Annotated in this window: 18 protein-coding genes; 8 read left to right on the top strand and 10 right to left on the bottom strand. The window is 61.1% G+C overall.

What is annotated here, in order from left to right:
* Positions 1 to 104 precede the first annotated feature (104 nt).
* From rocF to ACSV9I_RS12895, 4 genes are all read left to right on the top strand, one after another.
* A complete protein-coding gene (gene rocF / locus ACSV9I_RS12880) occupies positions 105 to 1,037 on the top strand; it encodes an arginase (RefSeq protein WP_438329189.1) in 933 nt (310 codons plus the stop codon).
* A 235-nt stretch (positions 1,038 to 1,272) separates the two neighbouring features.
* Positions 1,273 to 3,003, top strand: a complete 1,731-nt coding sequence (locus tag ACSV9I_RS12885; RefSeq protein WP_438329190.1) for a methyl-accepting chemotaxis protein — start codon at positions 1,273 to 1,275, stop codon at positions 3,001 to 3,003.
* A gap of 47 nt (positions 3,004 to 3,050) precedes the next feature.
* On the top strand, positions 3,051 to 3,527 hold the full coding sequence (locus ACSV9I_RS12890) for a chemotaxis protein CheW (RefSeq protein WP_054157864.1): 477 nt from the start codon (positions 3,051 to 3,053) through the stop codon (positions 3,525 to 3,527).
* A 136-nt stretch (positions 3,528 to 3,663) separates the two neighbouring features.
* Entirely contained in the window at positions 3,664 to 4,509 is an 846-nt protein-coding gene (locus ACSV9I_RS12895) for an asparaginase (RefSeq protein WP_438329191.1), read from the top strand.
* Positions 4,510 to 4,551: 42 nt separating this feature from the next.
* On the opposite strand, the gene ACSV9I_RS12900 is transcribed toward ACSV9I_RS12895, so the two are convergent.
* The 8 genes from ACSV9I_RS12900 to ACSV9I_RS12935 all read right to left on the bottom strand — a co-directional run bounded on the left by ACSV9I_RS12900 (position 4,552) and on the right by ACSV9I_RS12935 (position 13,253).
* Positions 4,552 to 4,890, bottom strand: coding sequence for a formate dehydrogenase subunit delta (locus ACSV9I_RS12900; RefSeq protein WP_438329192.1), 339 nt, complete (start codon positions 4,888 to 4,890; stop codon positions 4,552 to 4,554).
* Positions 4,880 to 5,671: a formate dehydrogenase accessory sulfurtransferase FdhD gene (fdhD, locus tag ACSV9I_RS12905; RefSeq protein ID WP_438329193.1), complete on the bottom strand. Its 792-nt coding sequence runs from the start codon at positions 5,669 to 5,671 to the stop codon at positions 4,880 to 4,882. The genes ACSV9I_RS12900 and fdhD overlap by 11 nt, the downstream gene beginning before the upstream one ends.
* Before the next feature lie 49 nt (positions 5,672 to 5,720).
* A complete protein-coding gene (gene fdhF, locus ACSV9I_RS12910; protein ID WP_438329194.1) occupies positions 5,721 to 8,603 on the bottom strand; it encodes a formate dehydrogenase subunit alpha in 2,883 nt (960 codons plus the stop codon).
* Positions 8,604 to 8,754: 151 nt separating this feature from the next.
* A complete protein-coding gene (locus tag ACSV9I_RS12915) occupies positions 8,755 to 10,311 on the bottom strand; it encodes a formate dehydrogenase beta subunit (protein WP_438329195.1) in 1,557 nt (518 codons plus the stop codon).
* Entirely contained in the window at positions 10,308 to 10,787 is a 480-nt protein-coding gene (locus ACSV9I_RS12920) for a formate dehydrogenase subunit gamma (protein WP_438329196.1), read from the bottom strand. The genes ACSV9I_RS12915 and ACSV9I_RS12920 overlap by 4 nt, the downstream gene beginning before the upstream one ends.
* Positions 10,788 to 10,922: 135 nt before the next feature.
* Entirely contained in the window at positions 10,923 to 11,858 is a 936-nt protein-coding gene (locus ACSV9I_RS12925; RefSeq protein ID WP_054157871.1) for a LysR family transcriptional regulator, read from the bottom strand.
* Between the two features lie 54 nt (positions 11,859 to 11,912).
* Complete coding sequence (locus ACSV9I_RS12930; RefSeq protein ID WP_054158074.1) at positions 11,913 to 12,272, bottom strand: ArsR/SmtB family transcription factor; 360 nt, start codon at positions 12,270 to 12,272, stop codon at positions 11,913 to 11,915.
* Positions 12,273 to 12,320: 48 nt separating this feature from the next.
* Positions 12,321 to 13,253: an L-lactate dehydrogenase gene (locus tag ACSV9I_RS12935; RefSeq protein ID WP_438329197.1), complete on the bottom strand. Its 933-nt coding sequence runs from the start codon at positions 13,251 to 13,253 to the stop codon at positions 12,321 to 12,323.
* A gap of 167 nt (positions 13,254 to 13,420) precedes the next feature.
* On the opposite strand from ACSV9I_RS12935, the gene ACSV9I_RS12940 reads away from it, so the two are divergent.
* From ACSV9I_RS12940 to ACSV9I_RS12955, 4 genes are all read left to right on the top strand, one after another.
* Positions 13,421 to 14,344, top strand: a complete 924-nt coding sequence (locus tag ACSV9I_RS12940; RefSeq protein ID WP_438329198.1) for a LysR substrate-binding domain-containing protein — start codon at positions 13,421 to 13,423, stop codon at positions 14,342 to 14,344.
* Positions 14,345 to 14,444: 100 nt separating this feature from the next.
* Positions 14,445 to 15,869: an aldehyde dehydrogenase gene (gene aldA, locus ACSV9I_RS12945; protein ID WP_438329199.1), complete on the top strand. Its 1,425-nt coding sequence runs from the start codon at positions 14,445 to 14,447 to the stop codon at positions 15,867 to 15,869.
* Between the two features lie 27 nt (positions 15,870 to 15,896).
* Positions 15,897 to 17,114 (top strand): mandelate racemase/muconate lactonizing enzyme family protein, encoded by a 1,218-nt coding sequence (locus ACSV9I_RS12950; RefSeq protein ID WP_438329200.1) that lies wholly within the window; start codon positions 15,897 to 15,899, stop codon positions 17,112 to 17,114.
* 12 nt (positions 17,115 to 17,126) lie between these two features.
* Positions 17,127 to 18,746 (top strand): GMC family oxidoreductase, encoded by a 1,620-nt coding sequence (locus tag ACSV9I_RS12955; protein ID WP_438329201.1) that lies wholly within the window; start codon positions 17,127 to 17,129, stop codon positions 18,744 to 18,746.
* A 66-nt stretch (positions 18,747 to 18,812) separates the two neighbouring features.
* Here ACSV9I_RS12955 and ACSV9I_RS12960 read toward each other — a convergent pair whose 3' ends face one another.
* Both ACSV9I_RS12960 and atpD read right to left on the bottom strand, forming a co-directional pair.
* Positions 18,813 to 19,220: a F0F1 ATP synthase subunit epsilon gene (locus tag ACSV9I_RS12960; RefSeq protein WP_438329202.1), complete on the bottom strand. Its 408-nt coding sequence runs from the start codon at positions 19,218 to 19,220 to the stop codon at positions 18,813 to 18,815.
* A gap of 71 nt (positions 19,221 to 19,291) precedes the next feature.
* On the bottom strand, positions 19,292 to 20,755 hold the full coding sequence (gene atpD / locus ACSV9I_RS12965) for a F0F1 ATP synthase subunit beta (protein WP_438329203.1): 1,464 nt from the start codon (positions 20,753 to 20,755) through the stop codon (positions 19,292 to 19,294).
* Positions 20,756 to 20,765 lie beyond the last annotated feature (10 nt).

The raw sequence follows: 20,765 nt of genomic DNA on the forward strand, positions 1-20,765 counted from the left end.
AGTTGCGATTTGCGCAGACTATCGTGCTTTATGGCGATCTTCCATCTTTTTGACAGCGCGCCCTTTGACGAGAATGACCGCCAATGGCGAACCTGGAGAAAACGATGAGCGATGCGGCGGATATCACCCTGATTGGCGTGCCCCTGGAAGAAGGGTCCGGCCGTGGCGGTTGCGGCATGGGGCCGGCAGCACTCAGGATCGCCGGCATCGCCCAAGCGCTTTCAGATCTGGGCTACCACGTCGATGACCGCGGGGACCTGCGTCCCTCGCCAGCTGCAGATCTGCCGGAGATGGACGACGCCAAGCATTTGCCGGTCGTCGGTGCCTTTACCCGTGCAATCGAGGCGGAGACCTATGCGGCCGCACACCGGGGCACTGTACCGGTTCTGCTCGGAGGCGATCACAGCTTGTCCATGGGCAGCGTGTCCGGCATGGCACGTCACGCGCATGAAAAGGGGCGGCCGCTCTTCGTCCTGTGGCTCGATGCTCATGCTGATTTCAACGCACCGGAAACGTCCCCCTCGGGTAATATCCATGGGATGCCGGTTGCCTATTTCTGCGGCCAAGCCGAATTTGCCCCGATCCTTGATGCAACGCGACCGCTGGTGGACCCGCGTCATGTCTATCAGGTCGGCATACGCTCCGTTGATGAGGACGAGCGCCGCGCGATCCGCGATAACGCCGTCAATGTTTTCGACATGCGGGCGATCGACGAAGAAGGCATGGGCGCCATTCTCAAGCGCATCCTCGCGGATGTTCGCCAAGCCAATGCGCTTCTCCATGTCAGCCTGGATGTCGACTTCCTTGATCCGGACGTAGCACCAGGCGTGGGCACCACGGTTCCAGGTGGCGCGACGTTTCGCGAGGCCCATCTGATCATGGAACTGCTGCACGACTCGGACCTGGTCTCCTCCCTGGACCTGGTCGAACTCAACCCGTTCCTCGACGATCGTGGCCGCAGCGCCCGTGTCATGGTCGACCTTGCCGCCAGCCTTTTTGGCAAGCGGATCCTCGACCGGCCAACGCGCGCAGCCTGACGCGCGCGGCGGCACGGCCTATCAGAACAACCTGATATTGGCCAATTCGACCAAGGCGCAAATGCCCATAGGTCGAAGATATGCCAAGATTGAACAGATTACGCCCAAGCTATGTGAGGCTTCCATTCAGAGGATGGAAGCCTCCGTTAATACCGTTTGTTTACGATCATCCCATTAGTACGCAGCATGAACCGACGCCCTCCATGTCGGCAAATTCTAGGACATTACAGTGGGAATGACGATTCTTCCGGGACTCGATTCGAAAGCTATTCTCGATGCTCTTAGCCGCTCTCAGGCGATCATCGAATTTTCACCAGATGGCACGATCCTCAACGCGAACGAGAATTTCTGCAAGGCCCTGGGCTATTCGCTCGCTGATATCCGTGGCAAGCATCATCGGATCTTTTGCGATCCGGCCCATGCCAGTACACAAGCCTACCGCGACTTCTGGGTCAGGCTGAACCGCGGAGAATTCGATAGCGGCGAATATCGCCGCCTGCGCAAGGACGGGACTGAGATCTGGATCCAGGCCTCGTACAATCCTGTCTTCCGGGGTGGCAAGCTGCAGAAGATCGTCAAGTTCGCTTCCGACATCACGGCCGCCAAGCAGAAGTCTGCCGAGGATGCGGGTAAGCTTGAAGCGATCAGTCGCGTCCAGGCAGTCATCGAGTTCACGCCCGCCGGTCAGATCATTACGGCGAACGAGAACTTCCTGGCAACATTGGGCTACAAGCTCGTCGAAATCGTGGGCAAGCATCATTCGATGTTCTGCGAACCGGCCTATGCCCAAAGGGCGGAATATGCTGCATTCTGGAAGACGCTGGCTGCCGGGCAGTTTGTCTCCGAGGAATTCAAGCGCATCGGCAAGGGCGGCCGGGAAGTCTGGATCCAGGCGTCCTACAACCCGATCTTCGACGCCTGCGGCAAGGTCGCCAAAGTCGTCAAGTACGCCACCGATATCACCGGCCGCGTGAAGGCCGTGGATGCGATTGCCGAAGGTCTCGGAGCCCTCTCCAACGGTGACCTGACATCTGCCATTGAGCAGCCCTTCATTCCCGCCTTTGATCGCTTGCGTCAGGACTTCAACAACGCGCTCGACCGGCTTCGCGCGGCGATGCAGGACGTCAACGGCAACACCGAAGGCATCGCATCCGGTTCGGAAGAGATCCGCAAATCCTGCGCCGATCTTGCCAAACGGACAGAAACCCAGGCGACATCCGTGGAAGAGACGGCATCCGCCCTGCAACAGATCACGCGCACGGTCAGCGACAGCTCAAGGCGCGCGATGGAAGCTGGTCAGCTTGTCGCACGCACCAAGGAAGGAGCCGAGAAGTCGGGCGACGTGGTCCGCAGAGCCATTGGCGCCATGGACCAGATTGAAAACTCCTCCCGCGAGATCTCGAACATCATCGGCGTGATCGATGACATCGCCTTCCAGACCAACCTTCTGGCCCTCAATGCAGGCGTTGAGGCAGCCCGCGCGGGCGAAGCCGGCAAGGGCTTTGCCGTGGTGGCCCAGGAGGTTCGCGAACTGGCGCAACGGTCCGCCAAGGCTGCAAAGGAGATCAAGTCCCTGATCAACGCCTCGTCGGATCACGTCAGAAACGGTGTCGAACTGGTCGGCGAGACAGGACGTGCGCTCGAACAGATCGTCACCGAGGTGCAGGAGATCAACGGCAATGTCGCCGCCATCGCCGACTCGTCCCGCGAACAGGCGACAGCCCTCGCAGCCGTGGGCAAAGCGGTGAACGACATGGACCAGAACACGCAACAGAATGCGACCATGGTCGAACAGAGCACCGCTGCGAGCGATATCCTCGCACAACAGGCGTCTGCCCTGAGGAAACTCGTCGGACAGTTTAGAATTGAGCAACTAACTTCCCGTAAGCTTGGGTCCACACGTCAAGATGCAGCCCTCGCTGCAGTGCCGGGGCGGAAACTTGCGGCGAACGGTGCTCGCGCCTGAAAAGGTGCAATCCTCGCTCAGATATAAAGAAGGTTGGGAAGACTACTATGGCCACCATCAACTCCACCAGCTTCGGCGGCGATACCCTCGAGATCATTGCATTCCGTCTTCATGATCAGGAATTCTGCGTGAAGACCACGACGATCCGCGAAATCCGCGGCTGGGCGCCGTCCACCCCGATCCCGCATGCACCGGCCGACGTCATCGGCGTGATGAACCTGCGCGGCTCGGTGATTCCGATCATCGACCTCGCTTACAAGCTCGGCATGAAGAGCACCGTTGCCAACGAGCGTTCTGCGATCGTCGTGGCCGAAGTCCACAATATGGTTATCGGCATGCTGGTTGACCGCGTATCTGACATCCTGACCATCCCGTCGAGCCAGGTCCAGCCGGTTCCGGAAGTCTCCGCCTCCTTCGACAAGACCTTCTCTGAAGGCATCATCGCCAATGAGAACGGCATGATCTGCTTCCTGAACCTCGCCAAGATGTTCAAGGGCAGCGACCTGGAAGACCTGGCGGCCTGATAGCCGGCCATCTCTGGCAGAATTAGAAGGCAGTGGGTGACCCCCGCTGCCTTTTTGACGTGATGATGCTGAGATCAGACCGTTGATCGAAGGGCGGCTCTGGCCTACCAGAACATGGCAGCTCTGGAGGTCCGACATGCAACTTCTCCTCATTCACACCGGTGGCACGATCGGCATGGGCCCAACCGCCGATGGACTGGCGCCGGTCTCCGGTCTTCTGGAAGGCGCAGTCGCTGCACGTCTGACGGCAAGCGTCGACCTTCGTCGCCATGTGTTCAAACCCTTGCTGGACAGTGCCGATGTCGGGCCTGACCACTGGAATGAGATGCTGGATACGATCCGCGCCCATCCGGGCCTGCCGGTCATTGTCACCCACGGCACCGACACCATGGCCTTTACCGGGGCTGCCCTTTCGCAGGCGCTGGCTGGCGAAGGCCGGCGCGTGATCCTCTGTGGCTCGATGCTGCCGCTTGGCCAAGGAGGGGATGCCGAGGGCAATCTCGACCTCGCTATCGCAGCTGCCCGAGACAACACACCCGGTGTCTTGCTCGCCTTTGCCGGCAAGCTGATGCCGGCGGAAGGGCTGGTGAAGCATGACAGCCATCAGGCCGATGCATTCCGGGCACAGCCGCAAGACACGCCATCGCCTCCGGCACGACGGCGCTTCGAAAGCCGCAGGCTTGCCATCCTCACCCTGTCGCCCGGCATTCCGGCCAGCATGGTGGACGCAGCCCTGTCAGCACTCGACGGCGCCGTGCTGCGGCTCTTCGGTTCGGGCACTGCTATGGCAGATCCTGAACTCTTGCGGGTCCTCACGAAGGCGGTTTCGGCCGGCAAGCGGTTGCGCGGGGTGAGCCAATGCGAGGCCGGCGGCGTGAGCCCCGGCAGCTATGCCGCAGGTGCCGGTCTCTGGGCGACCGGTATTGAAAGTGGCGGCAAGGAAACGCCGGAAGCCGCTTTGATCCAGCTCTGGCTCAATTGAGGGCCTGACACGGGCTCGAGCGGGCGCGGGTGCGAGCAGTGCTCACCGTTCAGGAATGCTGGGCTCCGACAGCGATTCTCCCGCGTTCGCCCCATGACCGCCGGGAGCCCCCACGGCCGCATCGCGACCCACACCGACTGCGCCGTCATCAGGCTCGCCGGGGCGCTTTATCTCGGGGGCTGAAGCCAGCACGAGAGGCAGGAAACCAACGGCGTCCTGATCAACCAGTTCAAAGAAGCGACGCCGCATGCGCGGCTCCCAGAATTTGTTGATATGCGTCGCCACACCCGGCACGCGCACCTCCTCCGGTTGGGACAGAAAGAAGGTCGCGATCTGGTTGGCCATCCGCACCAGTTTTTCATCGGTATGGCTAAGCGACATGAGCATTTCCTTCGGCGATGATACGGCCTGGCCGTGTAAAAATCTCGAAATCTTGACCGCGGGCAATGCCGACAAGCGTCACACCCGTTTCTTCGGCCGTGCGGATGGCCAGTGCCGTTGGCGCGGAGATGGCGATCAGGACGGCACTGCCGGCAATCGCCGCCTTCTGGACCATCTCCACCGACAGGCGGCTTGTGACGACGACGGCACCTTTCGACGGCTGCCAGCCACCGAGAAGAACAGCCCCTATCAGCTTGTCGAGCGCATTGTGCCGACCGACGTCCTCGCGCACCGCGACGATCCCCTGACCTGGAATGTAAAAACCAGCACCATGCACGGCGCGAGTTTCACGGTTGAGGTGCTGCGCATCCGACAGCAGTGACACGGCTTCGGCAATCTGCGATGGACGTAGCTGGAACCCATCATCGTTAATCTTCGCCACCGGACGGACAGCCTGCTCTATCGATTCGATCCCGCAGAGACCGCAGCCAACAGGCCCCGCCATACGCCGCCGGCGTGCGATGAGCGCATCAGCACTCTGGTCGTGGAGGGTGACCTGCACATCAATACCGTCGCCGGCCGGCACGGCATCGACTGCGATCACCTCTATCGCCGAGGTAATAATCCCCTCCGAAAGTGAGAAGCCAACGGCGAAATCCTCAAGATCAGCCGGTGTCCCCATCATCACCGCATGTGTCGAGCCAGAATAGGAGAAGGCAATCGGAACCTCCTCGGCAACAATCCGCTCACCCGACGACAGCATGGCGTGCCGGAACGCCATCTCCGGCACTCTGATCGCCGTAGGTCGGACACTGCCGGACACCTCGCGGTTACTCCGCCGCTTCGAGCTTGCCGGCAATGCGGCGGGAGCGACGGCTGAGATCGTCATACTCCTCTTGCCACTCGGTCGGCCCGTTCGACGGCGAAATCTGCACGGCCGTCACCTTGTATTCCGGGCAATTGGTCGCCCAGTCAGAGAAGTCCGTGGTGATGACATTCGCCTGCGTGCCGGGATGATGGAAGGTCGTATAGACCACGCCCGGGGCCACGCGATCGGTGATCAGCGCACGCAGCGTCGTATCGCCTGAGCGGCTGGCAAGCTTGACCCAATCGCCTTCCTTGACACCACGCTGTTCGGCGTCGTGCGGATGGATCTCCAGCCGGTCTTCTTCGTGCCAGAGAACATTCTCCGTGCGGCGCGTCTGCGCACCGACATTATATTGCGAAAGGATGCGGCCGGTTGTCAGAAGCAGCGGGAAGCGGGGACCGGTTCGTTCATCGGTTGGCACATATTCGGTGCGGATGAACTTGCCCCGACCACGCACGAAACCATCGACATGCATGATTGGCGAGCCGACCGGGAACTCTTCGTTGCAAGGCCACTGAACCGAGCCCATTTTTTCGAGATAGTCGTAGGAAACGCCGGCAAAGCTTGGCGTTGTCGCAGCGATCTCCGCCATGATCTGCGAGGGATGGGTATAGGCCCAGCCGAGGCCCATGGCCTGGGCAAGCTTTTGCGTTACTTCCCAGTCGGCATAGCCATTCTTCGGCGTCATGACTTTGCGGACACGGTTGATGCGGCGCTCGGCATTGGTGAAGGTGCCGTCCTTCTCAAGGAAAGTCGAGCCCGGCAGGAAAACATGGGCGTAGTTCGCCGTCTCATTGAGGAAGAGGTCGTGCACCACGACGCATTCCATCGCAGCGAGACCGGCCGAGACATGCTTGGTATCCGGATCGGACTGCAGAATGTCTTCACCCTGAATGTAGATGCCCTTGAACGAGCCCTCGACGGCAGCGTCAAGCATGTTGGGAATGCGCAGGCCTGGCTCATTGTTCAGCGTGACGCCCCAGAGCTTTTCGAAGGTCTCGCGGGTCGCATCGTCGGAGACATGGCGATAACCCGGCAACTCATGCGGGAAGGAACCCATGTCGCAGGAACCCTGGACATTGTTCTGGCCACGCAGCGGGTTCACGCCGACGCCCGGACGACCGATATTGCCGGTCACCATGGCAAGGTTTGCGATCGCCATGACAGTGGTCGAGCCCTGGCTGTGCTCGGTGACGCCCAGTCCGTAATAGATCGCGCCATTGCCGCCGGTGGCGAAGAGACGGGCCGCACCGCGCAATTCATCAGCCGGAACGCCTGTATAGGCCTCGATCGCTTCCGGCGCGTGCTGCGGTTCGGCAACGAAGGCCGCCCAATCCTCGAATTCGGACCAGTCGCAGCGCTCGCGAATGAAGCGCTCGTCAAACAGGCCTTCCGTTACGATGACATGGGCAAGCGCCGTCATCACGGCGACATTGGTGCCGGGCTTCAGCGGCAGATGGAAGGCAGCTTCGATGTGCGGGCTGCGCACGATATCGGTGCGGCGCGGATCGATGACGATCAGCTTTGCACCCTTGCGCAGCCGCTTCTTCAGACGCGATCCAAAGACCGGATGGCCATCCGTCGGATTGGCACCGATCACCATCACCACGTCCGAATGTTCGACACTGTCGAAATCCTGCGTGCCAGCGGAGGTGCCGAAGGCCTGGCCGAGACCATAACCTGTCGGCGAGTGGCAGACACGGGCACAAGTGTCGACATTGTTGTTGCCGAAGCCGGCGCGGATCAGCTTCTGGACGAGATAGGTCTCTTCATTGGTGCAACGTGACGAGGTGATGCCGCCAATCGATTCCCGGCCATACTGATATTGAAGCCGCTTGAACTCGGAAGCCACATGGGCAAAGGCCTCCTCCCAGGTCACTTCGCGCCAGGGATCGGTGATCTTTTCGCGCACCATCGGGTTGAGAATACGGTCCTTATGGCTGGCATAGCCATAGGCGAAGCGGCCCTTGACGCAAGAGTGACCACGATTGGCCTTGCCGTCCTTCCACGGCACCATACGCACGAGCTCCTCGCCCCGCATTTCCGCCTTGAACGAGCATCCGACGCCGCAATAGGCGCAGGTGGTGACAGCCGAATGCTCCGGCTGGCCAATGGCGATGACAGACTTTTCCGTCAGCGTCGCTGTCGGGCAGGCCTGCACGCAGGCACCACAGGACACGCATTCCGACGACATGAAGGCCTCATGTGCGCCGGGTGATACGCGGCTGTCAAAGCCGCGGCCTTCGATGGTGAGCGCAAATGTGCCCTGCACCTCTTCGCAGGCGCGCACGCAGCGCGAACAGACGATGCATTTCGACGGATCATAGGTGAAATAGGGGTTGCTCTCGTCCTTCGGCATCCACTGGGCATTGATGCCGCCTTCCGTAGAGCGCGCCTTGACGTGGTTTTCCCCCTCATAGCCATAGCGCACGTCACGCAGACCAACAGCACCTGCCATGTCCTGCAATTCGCAGTCGCCATTGGCCGCGCACGTCAGACAGTCGAGCGGGTGGTCGGAGATATAGAGCTCCATCACACCCTTTCGGATCGCCTTCAGGCGCTCCGTTTGGGTATGCACGACGATGCCGGGAGCGACCGGCGTGGTGCAGGAGGCGGGCGTGCCGTTGCGGCCCTCGACCTCGATCAGACAGAGACGGCACGAACCGAAGGCATCGACCATGTCGGTCGCGCAGAGCTTCGGCACCTGAATGCCGGCCTCCATCGAGGCGCGCATGATTGACGTGCCCTCGGGCACGGTGATCTCGCGACCATCGATGGTCAGTGTCACCATTTTGTCGGAGCGCGAGGCGGGCGTGCCGTAGTCGATTTCAGGAACGAGAGGCATGGCGCTTACCTTTCCGCCGTCATCCTCGGGCCTGTCCCGAGGATCTGGTGCGTCTGAATTTTGGAAATCGGTTCAACCGGAAACCTTGCCCAACTTGGAAGCTCGGTAGATCCTCGGGACAAGCCCGAGGATGACGAGAGACAACCGTCAATCATTCGGCTGCCTCCCTGACCGGAACCGGCGTGAAATCTTCCGGAAAATGCGTCATCGCGCTCATGACCGGATACGGCGTAAAACCACCGAGCGCACAGAGCGAACCGAACTTCATCGTGTTGCAGAGATCTTCCAGCAGCACCTTGTTCTTCTCCGGCTCGATGCCTTGGGCGATCTTGTCGACCGTCTCGACGCCACGGGTCGAGCCGATGCGACAGGGCGTGCACTTGCCACAGCTTTCGACCGCGCAGAACTCCATGGCGAAACGCGCCTGTTTCAGCATGTCGACGCTGTCGTCAAAGACCACCACACCGGCATGACCGATGAGACCACCGGCAGCGGTGAAGGCCTCGTAGTCGAAGATCGTGTCGAACAACGACGGCGGAAAATAGGCGCCGAGCGGCCCGCCGACCTGCACGGCCTTGACCGGGCGGCCGGAGATCGTTCCCCCGCCGATCTCATTGATCAGTTGGCCGAGCGGCAGACCAAAGGCCGTTTCGTACAATCCGCCGTGCCTGAGGTTACCGGCAAGCTGGATCGGGATCGTGCCATGCGAACGCCCAACGCCGAAATCGCGGTAGAATTGCGCGCCGCGATCCATGATCACGGGGATCGAGGCAAGCGACATGACGTTGTTGACCACCGTCGGCTTGCCGAACAGACCTTGCAAGGCCGGAAGCGGCGGCTTGGCGCGCACCACACCGCGTTTGCCTTCCAGGCTGTTCAGAAGCGAGGTTTCCTCGCCGCAGACATAGGCACCGGCGCCCATGCGCACTTCCATGTCAAAGGCATAAGCAGACCCCATCACCGACGAACCGAGGATGCCCTCACGGCGGGCGATCTGGATCGCCTCTTCCATCATAGCAATCGCGTGCGGATACTCAGAGCGCGTGTAGACATAGCCCTTGGTGGCACCGGTCGCGATGCCGGCAATCGCCATGCCTTCGATCAGGACGAAGGGATCGCCTTCCATGATCATCCGGTCGGCAAAGGTGCCGCTGTCGCCCTCGTCGGCATTGCAGACGATGTATTTCTGGTCGGCTGACGCATCCGCAACCGTCTTCCACTTGATGCCAGTCGGGAAGCCCGCACCGCCACGACCGCGCAAGCCGCTGTCGGTGACCTGTTTGACGATCTCGACCGGTGCCATGGCGATGGCATTCGCGAGACCCTTCAGGCCCTGATAGTGGCGGTAGTCATCGAGCGAGAGCGGATCGGTGACGCCACAACGGGCGAAGGTTAGCCGCGTCTGTCCCTTGAGGAAGGGGATTTCCGCGGTAAGCCCATGACCGAGCGGATGCTCGCCGCCGGACAGGAAACCGGCATCGAAGAGCGAGGCGACATCTGACGGCCGGACCGGGCCATAAGCGATACGGCCATGCTCGGTGCGCACTTCGACCAGCACTTCCAGCCACAACATGCCGCGCGACCCGTTGCGCACGATACGAACATCGAGATTGCGCGCGCTTGCCTCACGCGTGATGGCGGCGGCAACCTTATCGGCACCGACAGCCAGCGCTGCAGCGTCTCGGGGAACGAAGATGGTGACGGTCATCGGCGCACCTCTGCAAGAATGTCAGCGAGTGCGTCTTCATCGAGCCGGGCGTGCACCTCGCCGTCGAGCATGGCGGCGGGTGCCTGCGCACAAAGGCCGAGGCAATAGACCGGCTCCAACGTCAAGGCCCCGTCTGGCGTTGTACAGTGCCAGTCAACCCCGAGCAGGGCTTGGATCTTTGCTGCAAGAGGCTCGCCACCCATCGACTGGCAAGCCTCGGCCCGACAGAGTTTGAGGACATGGCGGCCCGCAGGCTTGTCACGGAAGTCGTGGTAGAAGGTAATGACCCCATGCACTTCCGCCCGTGACAGATTGAGCGCATCAGCGATCAGCTGTTTCGCCGGTTCTGGAATGAAGCCAAACTCCTGCTGAATCTGGTGAAGAATAGGCAACATGGGGCCTTCGAGCCCAAGACAGGCATCGATGATTGCAGAGAGACGCGTCGTTTCATCAGAAACGACCGCACGGATATTCATGAGCCAGTCCTCCCAAGCCGACACAGGGCAAGCCATCGCATCATCCGCATGACTTGCCGTGGCGGGCCAGTATTGATCGTCCGCGGAAAGATCGCGCGGAATTGCCGTCAACGCAGGATGGCCACTCCAAGGTCGTCAGGTCAATAGCGCGGTCTCGTGGGTCGATAGAAGATTTCTATCAAACGCATCGGCAGAGACCAGCATACGCGCTTCATGCAGCAAAGCAGAAACAAGCGGCGTATGCGGCTCACGATGGGTGGCAACAAGGCCGACGAGATGCGAGGCCTCCGGCTCGGCAATCGGGATCATGCGGATTTGCTCTGGAAAGCCAAAGGAATCCGCGACGTTACGAGGCATGATCGATGCCCATTTGCCCGTGCGGATATGCGAGAACAAGACGATCATCGAATTGGATTCGAGCGTCGGCGCCACTTCGACACCCGCTTCGGCCATGTGTTTGTTGATGATACGGCGATTTTGCATGTCGGCGGTCAATAGACAAAGCCGAAGGCTCGCAACCTCTAGCCATGTCACAGAGGCCCTGTCGGCCAGCGGCGTGCCCGCCGCCGTGATCAGGTGGTAACGCTCGGAATAGAGCGGCACCGTCGTCACGCGCCCGAGGGGTTCGTTGTCGAGGTAGGTGATGCCCGCGTCGATTTCGAGATTTTCAAGCTGGCTCAGGACCTGCAGCGATGTGCGCGAAACGACCGAGAATGTCACATTCGGGTGGCGCGTCTGAAAAGGTTCCGTAAGCTTGGGAACCATGGCAAGGGCGGTCGGGATCGCCGCAAGCCGGATATGGCCCGCAAGGCCCCGCCGTGCTGCCCGCATTTCCTCGCGCATTGTGCGCGTATCGCCGACGATGCGACGCGCCCATTCGAGAACCCGCTGGCCTTCCGGTGTCAGCCCGACAAAACGCGACCCACGCACCACAAGGATCACACCGAGCTGCTCCTCGAGCTGGCGGAGCGCTGCCGACAAGGTCGGCTGTGTGATGCCGCACTCCTCGGCCGCCCGGCCAAAATGCTGCTGGCGCGCAAGCGCGATGAAGAACTCGAGTTTGTCGATCATGGCAGCATCTTCCGACCCCTCATGCGGCCCTTCACGCGGCCGACGGGGCCTGGCTCACGCCTTGGTCCCGCGACCGGTCGTATCCCGCTTTGCGGTCGGCTCGCAATACATCTTGTAGAGCACCGACAGCAGCTCGGCGAGTTGCGGGTCGACAATGCTGTAATAGATCTGCCGCCCGTCACGCCGGGCCTGAACGATCCGGTCCATCCTGAGCCGCGCGAGTTGCTGTGAAACCACGGCCTGTTGCATGCCGAGAAATTGCTCGATTTCTCCAACGGTCCGTTCGCCCTGGCAAAGCATGCAGAGCATGAGGAGGCGTGATTCATGCGACAACGCCTTCAGGAGCGCTGCCGCCTCCCGCGCCTTGACCAGCATGCCGTCCAACTGCTCGTCCGTGAGTTCTTCCGCGATCATGATCAAATGTCCGCTCTTCGGTTCGAACCGGCCGCTCGAGCGCGACGCTTAAAGGACAACGGCATCGGCCCGCTCCTTCAGGATGGAGGCGCTGCGGTTCAGTGCTGTGTGTTCACTTTCATCGAGATCAGGAAACAGGTCGGCAGTCACACCCTCAGCACCGATCACCCGCGGGATGGATAAGGCAACCTCCTTAACCCCGGCCACTTCAGGCGTGACGATCGAGACCGAAAGTACATCACGCTCATCCCGCGCAATGGCCTTGATGATGCGGGCAAGGCCGGCGCCGATGCCATAATAGGTCGAACCCTTGCCGCGGATAATCTTGTAGGCCGCATTGCGCACGCCATCATCAATGTTGGCGCGAACATCATCTGTAAGAGGCGAACCAACCTGCGCGGCAAAGGAAGAAAGTGGAACGGAACCTGCGCGCGCGCTCGACCAGGCCAGGACCTCGCTGTCACCATGTTCGCCCAGCACATAGGCATGAACAGACTGCGGCGAGATACCGAGATGGCGACCGACAAGACTGCGGAACCGGGCCGTATCGAGAATGGTGCCGGACCCGATCACGCGATTCGGCGGCAGATTGGAGATGCGCACCGTGATCTGTGTCATCACGTCGACCGGGTTGGATGCAATCAAGAGAATGGCATCGGGGGCAACCGGCAGGACCTGGCCAAGCACGGCGCGGAAGACGGCGGCATTGCGTTCAAGCAGGGCAAGCCGTGTCTCGCCGGGTTTCTGGCTGACACCCGCAGCAATGATGACAACCGAGCATCCGTCGAGATCCCGGTAGCTCCCCGCATTGACAACGGTCGAGGACATGAAGGGCACCGCATGGGCGATATCTTCGGCCTGCGCGACGGCCAGTGCTTCGTTCTGATCAACGAACACGATCTCGCTCGCCAGTCCCATGAGGGCCAAAGCATAGCCGGCAGAGCTTCCGACCATGCCGGCACCGACGATCCCGACCTTCATTCCTTCCCTCCTGCGTTGCAGCATCCAGCCCGCTTATGTAACCTCTGATGCATAAGGTTCAAAGCTTTTCCACCCTCGGTTCGGGAGCATTATTGGTGGAATTCCCGTGCGCCAGAGCCTGCTTTCTGCTTTGATGCGCCACCTTGATACCAGTCTTGCGAGGCTCAATGAGACGGCTACCGGCCCTATCCGCCATGAAAGTGTTCGAGGTCGTCGGCCAGACACGCAGTTTCACCAGAGCAGGAGAACTGCTGAACCTGACCCAGAGTGCCGTCAGCCGTCAGGTCCGCAATCTCGAGGACCAATTGGGCGAACAGCTGGTCATTCGACGGCACCATCACCTGGAACTCACGCCGTCGGGCGCCGAATTGCTGGCCGCCCTGCAGCAGGCTTTCCATCAGGTCGAGCTTACGGTGCGCAATATCCGCGAAAAAAGCAACCTCCGGCGACTGCGGATCAATGTTCCACCAACCTTTGCCAAACGGTGGCTTCTGCCAAGATTGGCGAGACTGCGCGCCTTTCTGCCCGATATTGACCTCAGCATCACCACGGAGCCAGAGGACAAGCTAGCCGAACGCGGCATGCTCGATTGCGCCATTCGCTTTGGTGACGGCGAATGGTCCGGTTTGCGCTCTGAGCGACTATTCACCGAACATCACATCGCGGTTTGCGCCCCCGCCTTGCTAGAGGCCGTGCCGTCGGACACGCCCATCGACCTGTCCCGCTTCACCTTCCTGCATGTGCTGGCATCCGTCGACCAGCGCTACCTGACCTGGCATCGCTGGCTGGATGCCGCAGGCCTGGGCGAAACCGACACGGCCGGCGGGTTGGAGTTCGATCTCCTGGATCTCGTGATCGAGGCCGCCTGCAACGGACTGGGGCTAGCGGTGGCCGATCGCTTCATGGTGGCATCCCTGATGCACGAGGGAAAACTCGTTCAGGTGCTGGACGTCGAAGTCGAGGGCCACGAGTCCTACTGGCTGGTGACCCGCCCGGATGGTCCCGTCTCTGCCCATGTAAGCGCCTTGCGAACCTGGCTGCACTCAGAGCTACACCCACAGGACCGTCTTCAGTCGCACGCCACGGCCTGAACCATTCCGATTTGGAATGCTGAACCCGACAATTACTCGCTTGCCACTTCTCTAGAGCGGCGTCCTAGTTGCAGGACTGTGTCCGAGACTGGAGCTGTTCATGACCGAATGCCGCAATTTTATCGATGGTGACTTTCAGGAGCCCGCCGACAGATCCCGGATCGACGTCAGGAACCCCGCCACTGGCGTGATCTTCACCAGCGTACCCGCCGCAACAGAAGCCGATGTTGTCCGGGCCGCGCAGGCCGCCGCTCGCGCTCAAAAGCCCTGGGGTCGTCTGCCGGCGATCGAGCGCGGCAATGCCTTGCGCCGGCTGGCTGATATTCTCGAGAACAATGCTGGCAGGATCGGCGCGGCGCTGGCCAAGGAATCCGGGAAGAGCCTTGCGGACGCCACCGGCGAGGCCATCTACGGTGTTGAGCTCATGCGATACCACGCCGAGTGGGCGCGGCGCATTGAAGGCGAAGTGATCGAGAGCGACACGCCCGACGAGACACTTATGCTCAAGCGAACGGCAATCGGTGTTGTTGCCTGCCTGATCCCTTTCAACTTCCCGATCTACACGCTGGTCCGCAAGATTGCCCCGGCATTGATTGCCGGCAATGCCGTCGTTGTCCGCCCCAGCAACACCACACCAACCTCGGCTTTCATCTTCGCCGAATGCGTTGCCGAAGCCGGTTTGCCCGCAGGCCTCGTCAACATCATGACGATGAACCATGATGTGGCAGAAGTGATGTGCACGCGCAGCGAAGTCGGCATGATCACGCTGACCGGCAGCGTCGCCGCAGGCCAGACTGTGCTTGGCTTTTGCCGCACCAATATTGCCAAACCTTCGCTGGAACTAGGCGGCAAGACGCCGGTCATCGTTGAACCGGATGCCGATCTTGATCTCGTGACGCGCAGTGTCCTTGCGGCAAAGACCGCCCATTGCGGCCAGGTCTGCACCTCCGTTGAGCGGCTTTATGTCCATGCCTCTATCCACGGCACGTTGCTGGAAAAGCTCAAAGCCGCCTTTGAGACCCGGCATTTCGGCGACCGCTCCGAGCATCCCGATCACATGGGGCCGCTGGCGACGGCACAGGCACGGCTTAAGGCCCACCACATGGTGGAGCGCGCCGTGGCCGATGGTGCGACATTGGAGACAGGCGGCTATCTGCCGGATGGTGACGGCTTCTTCTATCCACCGACACTTCTGTCCGGCTGCCGGCAGGACATGGAAATCGTCCAGGAAGAAGTCTTCGGGCCGGTGCTCCCCGTCATTCCGTATACCGATTTCGACCATGCTCTTGCCATGGCCAGCGACCACCAATTCGGGCTCGCCTCCGTCGTCTTCTCGGAAAACTACCGCAAGGTAATGAAGGCAGCGAACGAGATCGAAGCGGGCGAGCTCTACATCAACCGTTTCCCGGCCGATCCCTACCAGGGCTACCACGCCGGCTGGAAGCGCTCCGGCCTCGGAGGCGACGACGGCAAACACGGCATGCTGGAATTCACCCAGACCCGCCTCGTCATCCTCAAGCATTGAACATACCGCGGCACCAAGGGGGCATCCATGAAAGTCGCTTCGCTCAAGACACACGTCGTCGCAACGCCCGCACCGCATATCGGCGGCATGTACTGGATCTTTGTCGAGCTGGAGACGGCCTGCGGCATCAAGGGCGTCGGCGAGATCTATTCGACCGCCTTTCATCCGTCCGGCATCGCCGTCCTCGTCGAAGATGTTTTCACCCGTTATCTCGAGGGTCATGATCCGCACCAGATCGAACGCTTCTGGCGCGCGGCCTATTCGAGTGGTTTTACCCAACGCCCCGATCCGACCATGGTCGGCATTATCTCAGGCCTTGAGATCGCCTGCTGGGACATCATCGGCAAGGCGGCGGGTCGACCCGTCGCGGATCTCCTCGGCGGTACGGTGCATGAGAAGCTGCGCGCCTACACCTATCTCTATCCGAAGAATTCAGCCGGGGAATACGACTACAATGATCCGGATCTTGCCGCCGAAGAGGCGATCCGCATGGTCGAGGCGGGCTTTACCGCGCTGAAGTTCGACCCGGCTGGCCCGTACACAAACTATTCCGGCCACCAGCTGTCGCTCGCCGTCATGGACCGCTGCGAAGAGTTTTGCCAGAAGATCCGTGACGCGATCGGCAACCGCGCCGACATCCTCTTCGGCACTCACGGCCAGATGGTCCCCTCCTCCGCAATCCGGCTCGCCAAGCGGCTGGAGAAATACGATCCGCTATGGTTCGAGGAGCCGGTGCCGCCTGGCCAGGAGGCGGCGATGGCGGAAGTGGCGCGCGCGACCTCAATCCCTGTGTCGACCGGCGAACGGCTGACCACGAAATATGAATTCCAGAGAGTGCTTCAACTGGGGGCAGCCTCCATTCTCCAGATGAACGTCGCCCGTGTTGGCGGACTGCTGGAGGCGAAGAAGATCGCTGGCATGGCAGAAGCCTTCTATGCGCAGATCGCGCCCCATCTCTACAACGGACCCGTTGGAGCGGCTGCTAGTATCCAGCTTTCCGCGGCAAGCCCCAACTTCCTCATTCACGAAGCCATCATGGATTTCGGCGGCTTCCATGCGGAGGTGCTGAACACCAAACTCGGTTTCGAGGACGGCTACCTCATTCCCTCCCGCGAGCCCGGCCTCGGCATAGAGCTCAATCACGAGGTCATTGCGCGCCATACGCCCTATACGGGTGAACGGCTGCACCTCCAGATGGCCCCGGAACCGATGGACGTTAAAGCCTTCGCGCCGGCCAAGGGCTGAGGGATAACGCCCATGATCTTCGATTTCATTGTGGTCGGTGCAGGCTCGGCAGGCTGCATCGTGGCAAGCCGCTTGAGCGAAAGCGGGCGCCATACCGTCCTGCTCATCGAGGCGGGCGGCGAGGACAAATCCTTCTGGTTCAAGATCCCCGTCGGCTACGCCAAGAGCTACTATAATCCCAAGGTCAACTGGATGTACCGCACGGAGCCCGAGCCCAATCTCGGGGGACGGCGGATCTACGCCCCGCGCGGCAAGGTGCAGGGCGGCTCCGGCTCGATCAATGCCATGGTCTTCGTGCGCGGCGCGCGCCAGGACTTCGATGACTGGCGCGACGCCGGAAACCCGAGCTGGGGTTTCGACGACGTGCTGCCCTACTTCCGCAAGCTGGAGACCCATGCCCGTGGCGAGAGCCACTGGCATGGCGCAGAGGGCCCGATCCATGTGACGCCAATGCGTGGGTCTACACATCCGGTCAGTGACGCCTTCCTTGCTGCCTGTGACGAGCTCCAGGTGCCGCTGAACGAAGACTTCAACGGCGCGACGCTCGAGGGGGCTGGTGTCTACGACGTCAACACCCGGCGCGGCCAGCGCTCGCACTCGAGCGCCGAATATCTGCGACCCGCGCTGAAGCGGCCGAACCTTTCCATTGAGCGGGAAGCCCATGCACGCCGTCTGCTGGTCGAAGCCAATGGCCGCGTGTCAGGTGTTGAAGTGATGCAGCATGGTCGCTTGATGACCTTCTCAGCGCGCCGAGAGGTCATTCTGACCGCTGGTGCCGTGGACACGCCAAAGCTGATGCAGCTTTCCGGTTTCGGTGACGGATCGGTGCTTCTGAAACATGGGATCTCGCCGCAAAAACACCTGCCCGCCATCGGACAGAACCTGCAGGATCACCTCTGCGCAAGTTTCTACTACCGCTCAAAACAGCCGACGTTGAACGGCGATTTTGCAAGCCTCATCGGCCAGGCCCGCTTTGGCCTGATGTGGCTGCTGAAGCGCAGCGGCCCCTTCGCGATGAGCGTCAATCAGGCCGGCGGCTTCTTCCGGGGATCGCCAGATGAGGCGCGCGCGAATATCCAGGTCTACTTCAACCCTCTGTCCTATCGCATCCCGGACAATCCACGCGCAGGCCTGACGCCAGAGCCCTATCCGGGTTTTCTCATCGCGTTCAATGCCTGCCGCCCAACCAGCAAAGGCACGATCTCGATAGCCTCCCCCGAGGCCTCTGACGCTCCATTGATCCGTCCAAACTATCTCTCGACAGAGCGTGATATAGAGGAAGTGCTGCAGGGGAGCCGGCTCATGCGCCGGATTGCGGCCACCCATGCACTAGCCGGGTGGGTAGAGGACGAGGTGTCCCCCTCCAAGGCTGCAGATACGGATGAGAAGCTGCTCGACTATTTCCGCCAGAACAGCGGTTCGATCTATCACCTGTGCGGGACCTGCGCGATGGGCACTGATCCGGATTCGAGCGTTGTCGATGCGCGGTTGAGGGTGCATAGCGTACCGGGGCTTCGCATCGTTGATGCCTCTGTCTTCCCCAACATCACCGCCGGCAACATCAATGCCCCGACGATGATGGTCGCGGAAAAGGGTGCAGCGATGATCCTCGAAGACGCCGTCTCCGCCTGACATCAGGGCATGAAAAAAGCCGGACCCAAGGGCCCGGCTTCAAATCGTGTTATCGTGTCCTACCAATCAGGCGGCGACGAGAACGCCGTTCAGGTTGGTCAGCTCGGCGAGATACTGCTCGAGCTTGGTACGGTGTTCGTGATGCTCGACACCTTCGAGCTCCTTGCGGGCTTCGTCGATGCGCTTGGTCAGCGTATCCGGGGCGATTTCCGAAAGCGGAACAGCCGATTCGGCAAGCAGCGTGCAGCCGGTCGGGAGAACGTCGGCAAAGCCGCCGAAGACCACATATTTCGTAACCTGACCGGAAGCGAGCTTCACAGTCACGACGCCCGGCTTGATGGTCGTCATGGTCGGCGCATGATTGGCCATGACGGTCATTTCGCCTTCCGTTGCCGGAATGACGACTTCGCTGACCAGTTCGGAGAGCAGAAGACGCTCGGGCGAAACGAGCTCAAAGTTGAAATTGTCGGCCATGGTCGTTCACTTCTCTTATGAAGGATGGAGCGGCACGCGAGATAACCCGCGTGCCGGCGTTCCCTTGAGCCTTAAGCAGCTTCCGCTGCCAGGCGCTTGGCCTTCTCGATCGCTTCGTCGATCGAGCCGACCATGTAGAAGGCGGCTTCCGGCAGGTGGTCGTAGTCGCCGTTGACCAGGCCCTTGAAGCCCTTGATCGTGTCTTCGAGAGCAACCAGCTTGCCCGGCGAACCGGTGAAGACTTCAGCAACGAAGAACGGCTGGCTCAGGAAGCGCTCGATCTTACGGGCGCGGGCAACGGTCATCTTGTCCTCTTCGGACAGTTCATCCATGCCGAGGATGGCGATGATGTCCTGAAGCGACTTGTAGCGCTGCAGCGTCGTCTGAACCTTACGGGCCACTTCGTAGTGCTCTTCGCCGACAACCATCGGATCGAGCATGCGCGAGGTGGAGTCGAGCGGGTCAACAGCCGGGTAGATACCCTTTTCTGCGATCGAACGCGACAGAACCGTCGTTGCATCCAGGTGGGCGAACGAGGTGGCCGGAGCCGGGTCGGTCAAGTCGTCGGCGGGAACGTAGATGGCCTGAACCGAGGTGATCGAGCCCTTGGTCGTGGTGGTGATGCGTTCCTGCATCTGACCCATGTCGGTAGCGAGCGTCGGCTGATAACCAACGGCCGAAGGGATACGGCCGAGCAGAGCCGACACTTCCGAGCCTGCCTGGGTGAAGCGGAAGATGTTATCGACGAAGAACAGAACGTCCTGGCCCTTGTCGCGGAAGTCTTCAGCAATCGTCAGACCGGTCAGAGCAACGCGAGCGCGGGCGCCCGGCGGTTCATTCATCTGGCCGTAAACGAGGGCTGCCTTGGAGCCTTCGCCACCGCCATGCTTGTTAACGCCGGACTCGATCATTTCGTGGTACAGGTCGTTGCCTTCGCGGGTACGTTCACCCACGCCAGCGAAGACCGAGTAACCACCGTGCGCCTTGGCGACGTTGTTGATCAGTTCCATGATGAGAACGGTCTTGCCGACGCCGGCGCCGCCGAACAGGCCGATCTTACCGCCCTTGGCGTAAGGAGCCAGGAGGTCGACGACCTTGATGCCGGTGACCAGGATCTGGGCTTCGGTCGACTGGTCGACATAGGCCGGAGCTTCCTGGTGGATGGCGCGGCGACCTTCGGTGACCAGCGGACCAGCTTCGTCAACCGGCTCACCGATGACGTTCATGATACGACCGAGCGTTTCCGGACCGACCGGAACCGAGATCGGAGCGCCCGTGTCGGAAACCGGCTGACCGCGGACGAGACCTTCGGTCGAGTCCATGGCGATCGTGCGAACCTGGTTTTCGCCGAGGTGCTGCGCAACTTCGAGAACGAGGCGGTTGCCGCCGTTATCGGTTTCCAGCGCGTTCAGGATCGGGGGCAGTTCGCCTTCGAATGCGACGTCGACGACGGCGCCGATGACCTGCGTGACCTTGCCGAGAGCACCAGCTGCGGACTTCACCGCCTTAGACTTGGGGGTAGCTGCCTTAGCCATGTATCTTACC

Origin of the sequence: Rhizobium sp. G187, assembly GCF_051549525.1 — a bacterium.
Taxonomy (GTDB): Bacteria; Pseudomonadota; Alphaproteobacteria; order Rhizobiales; family Rhizobiaceae; genus Allorhizobium.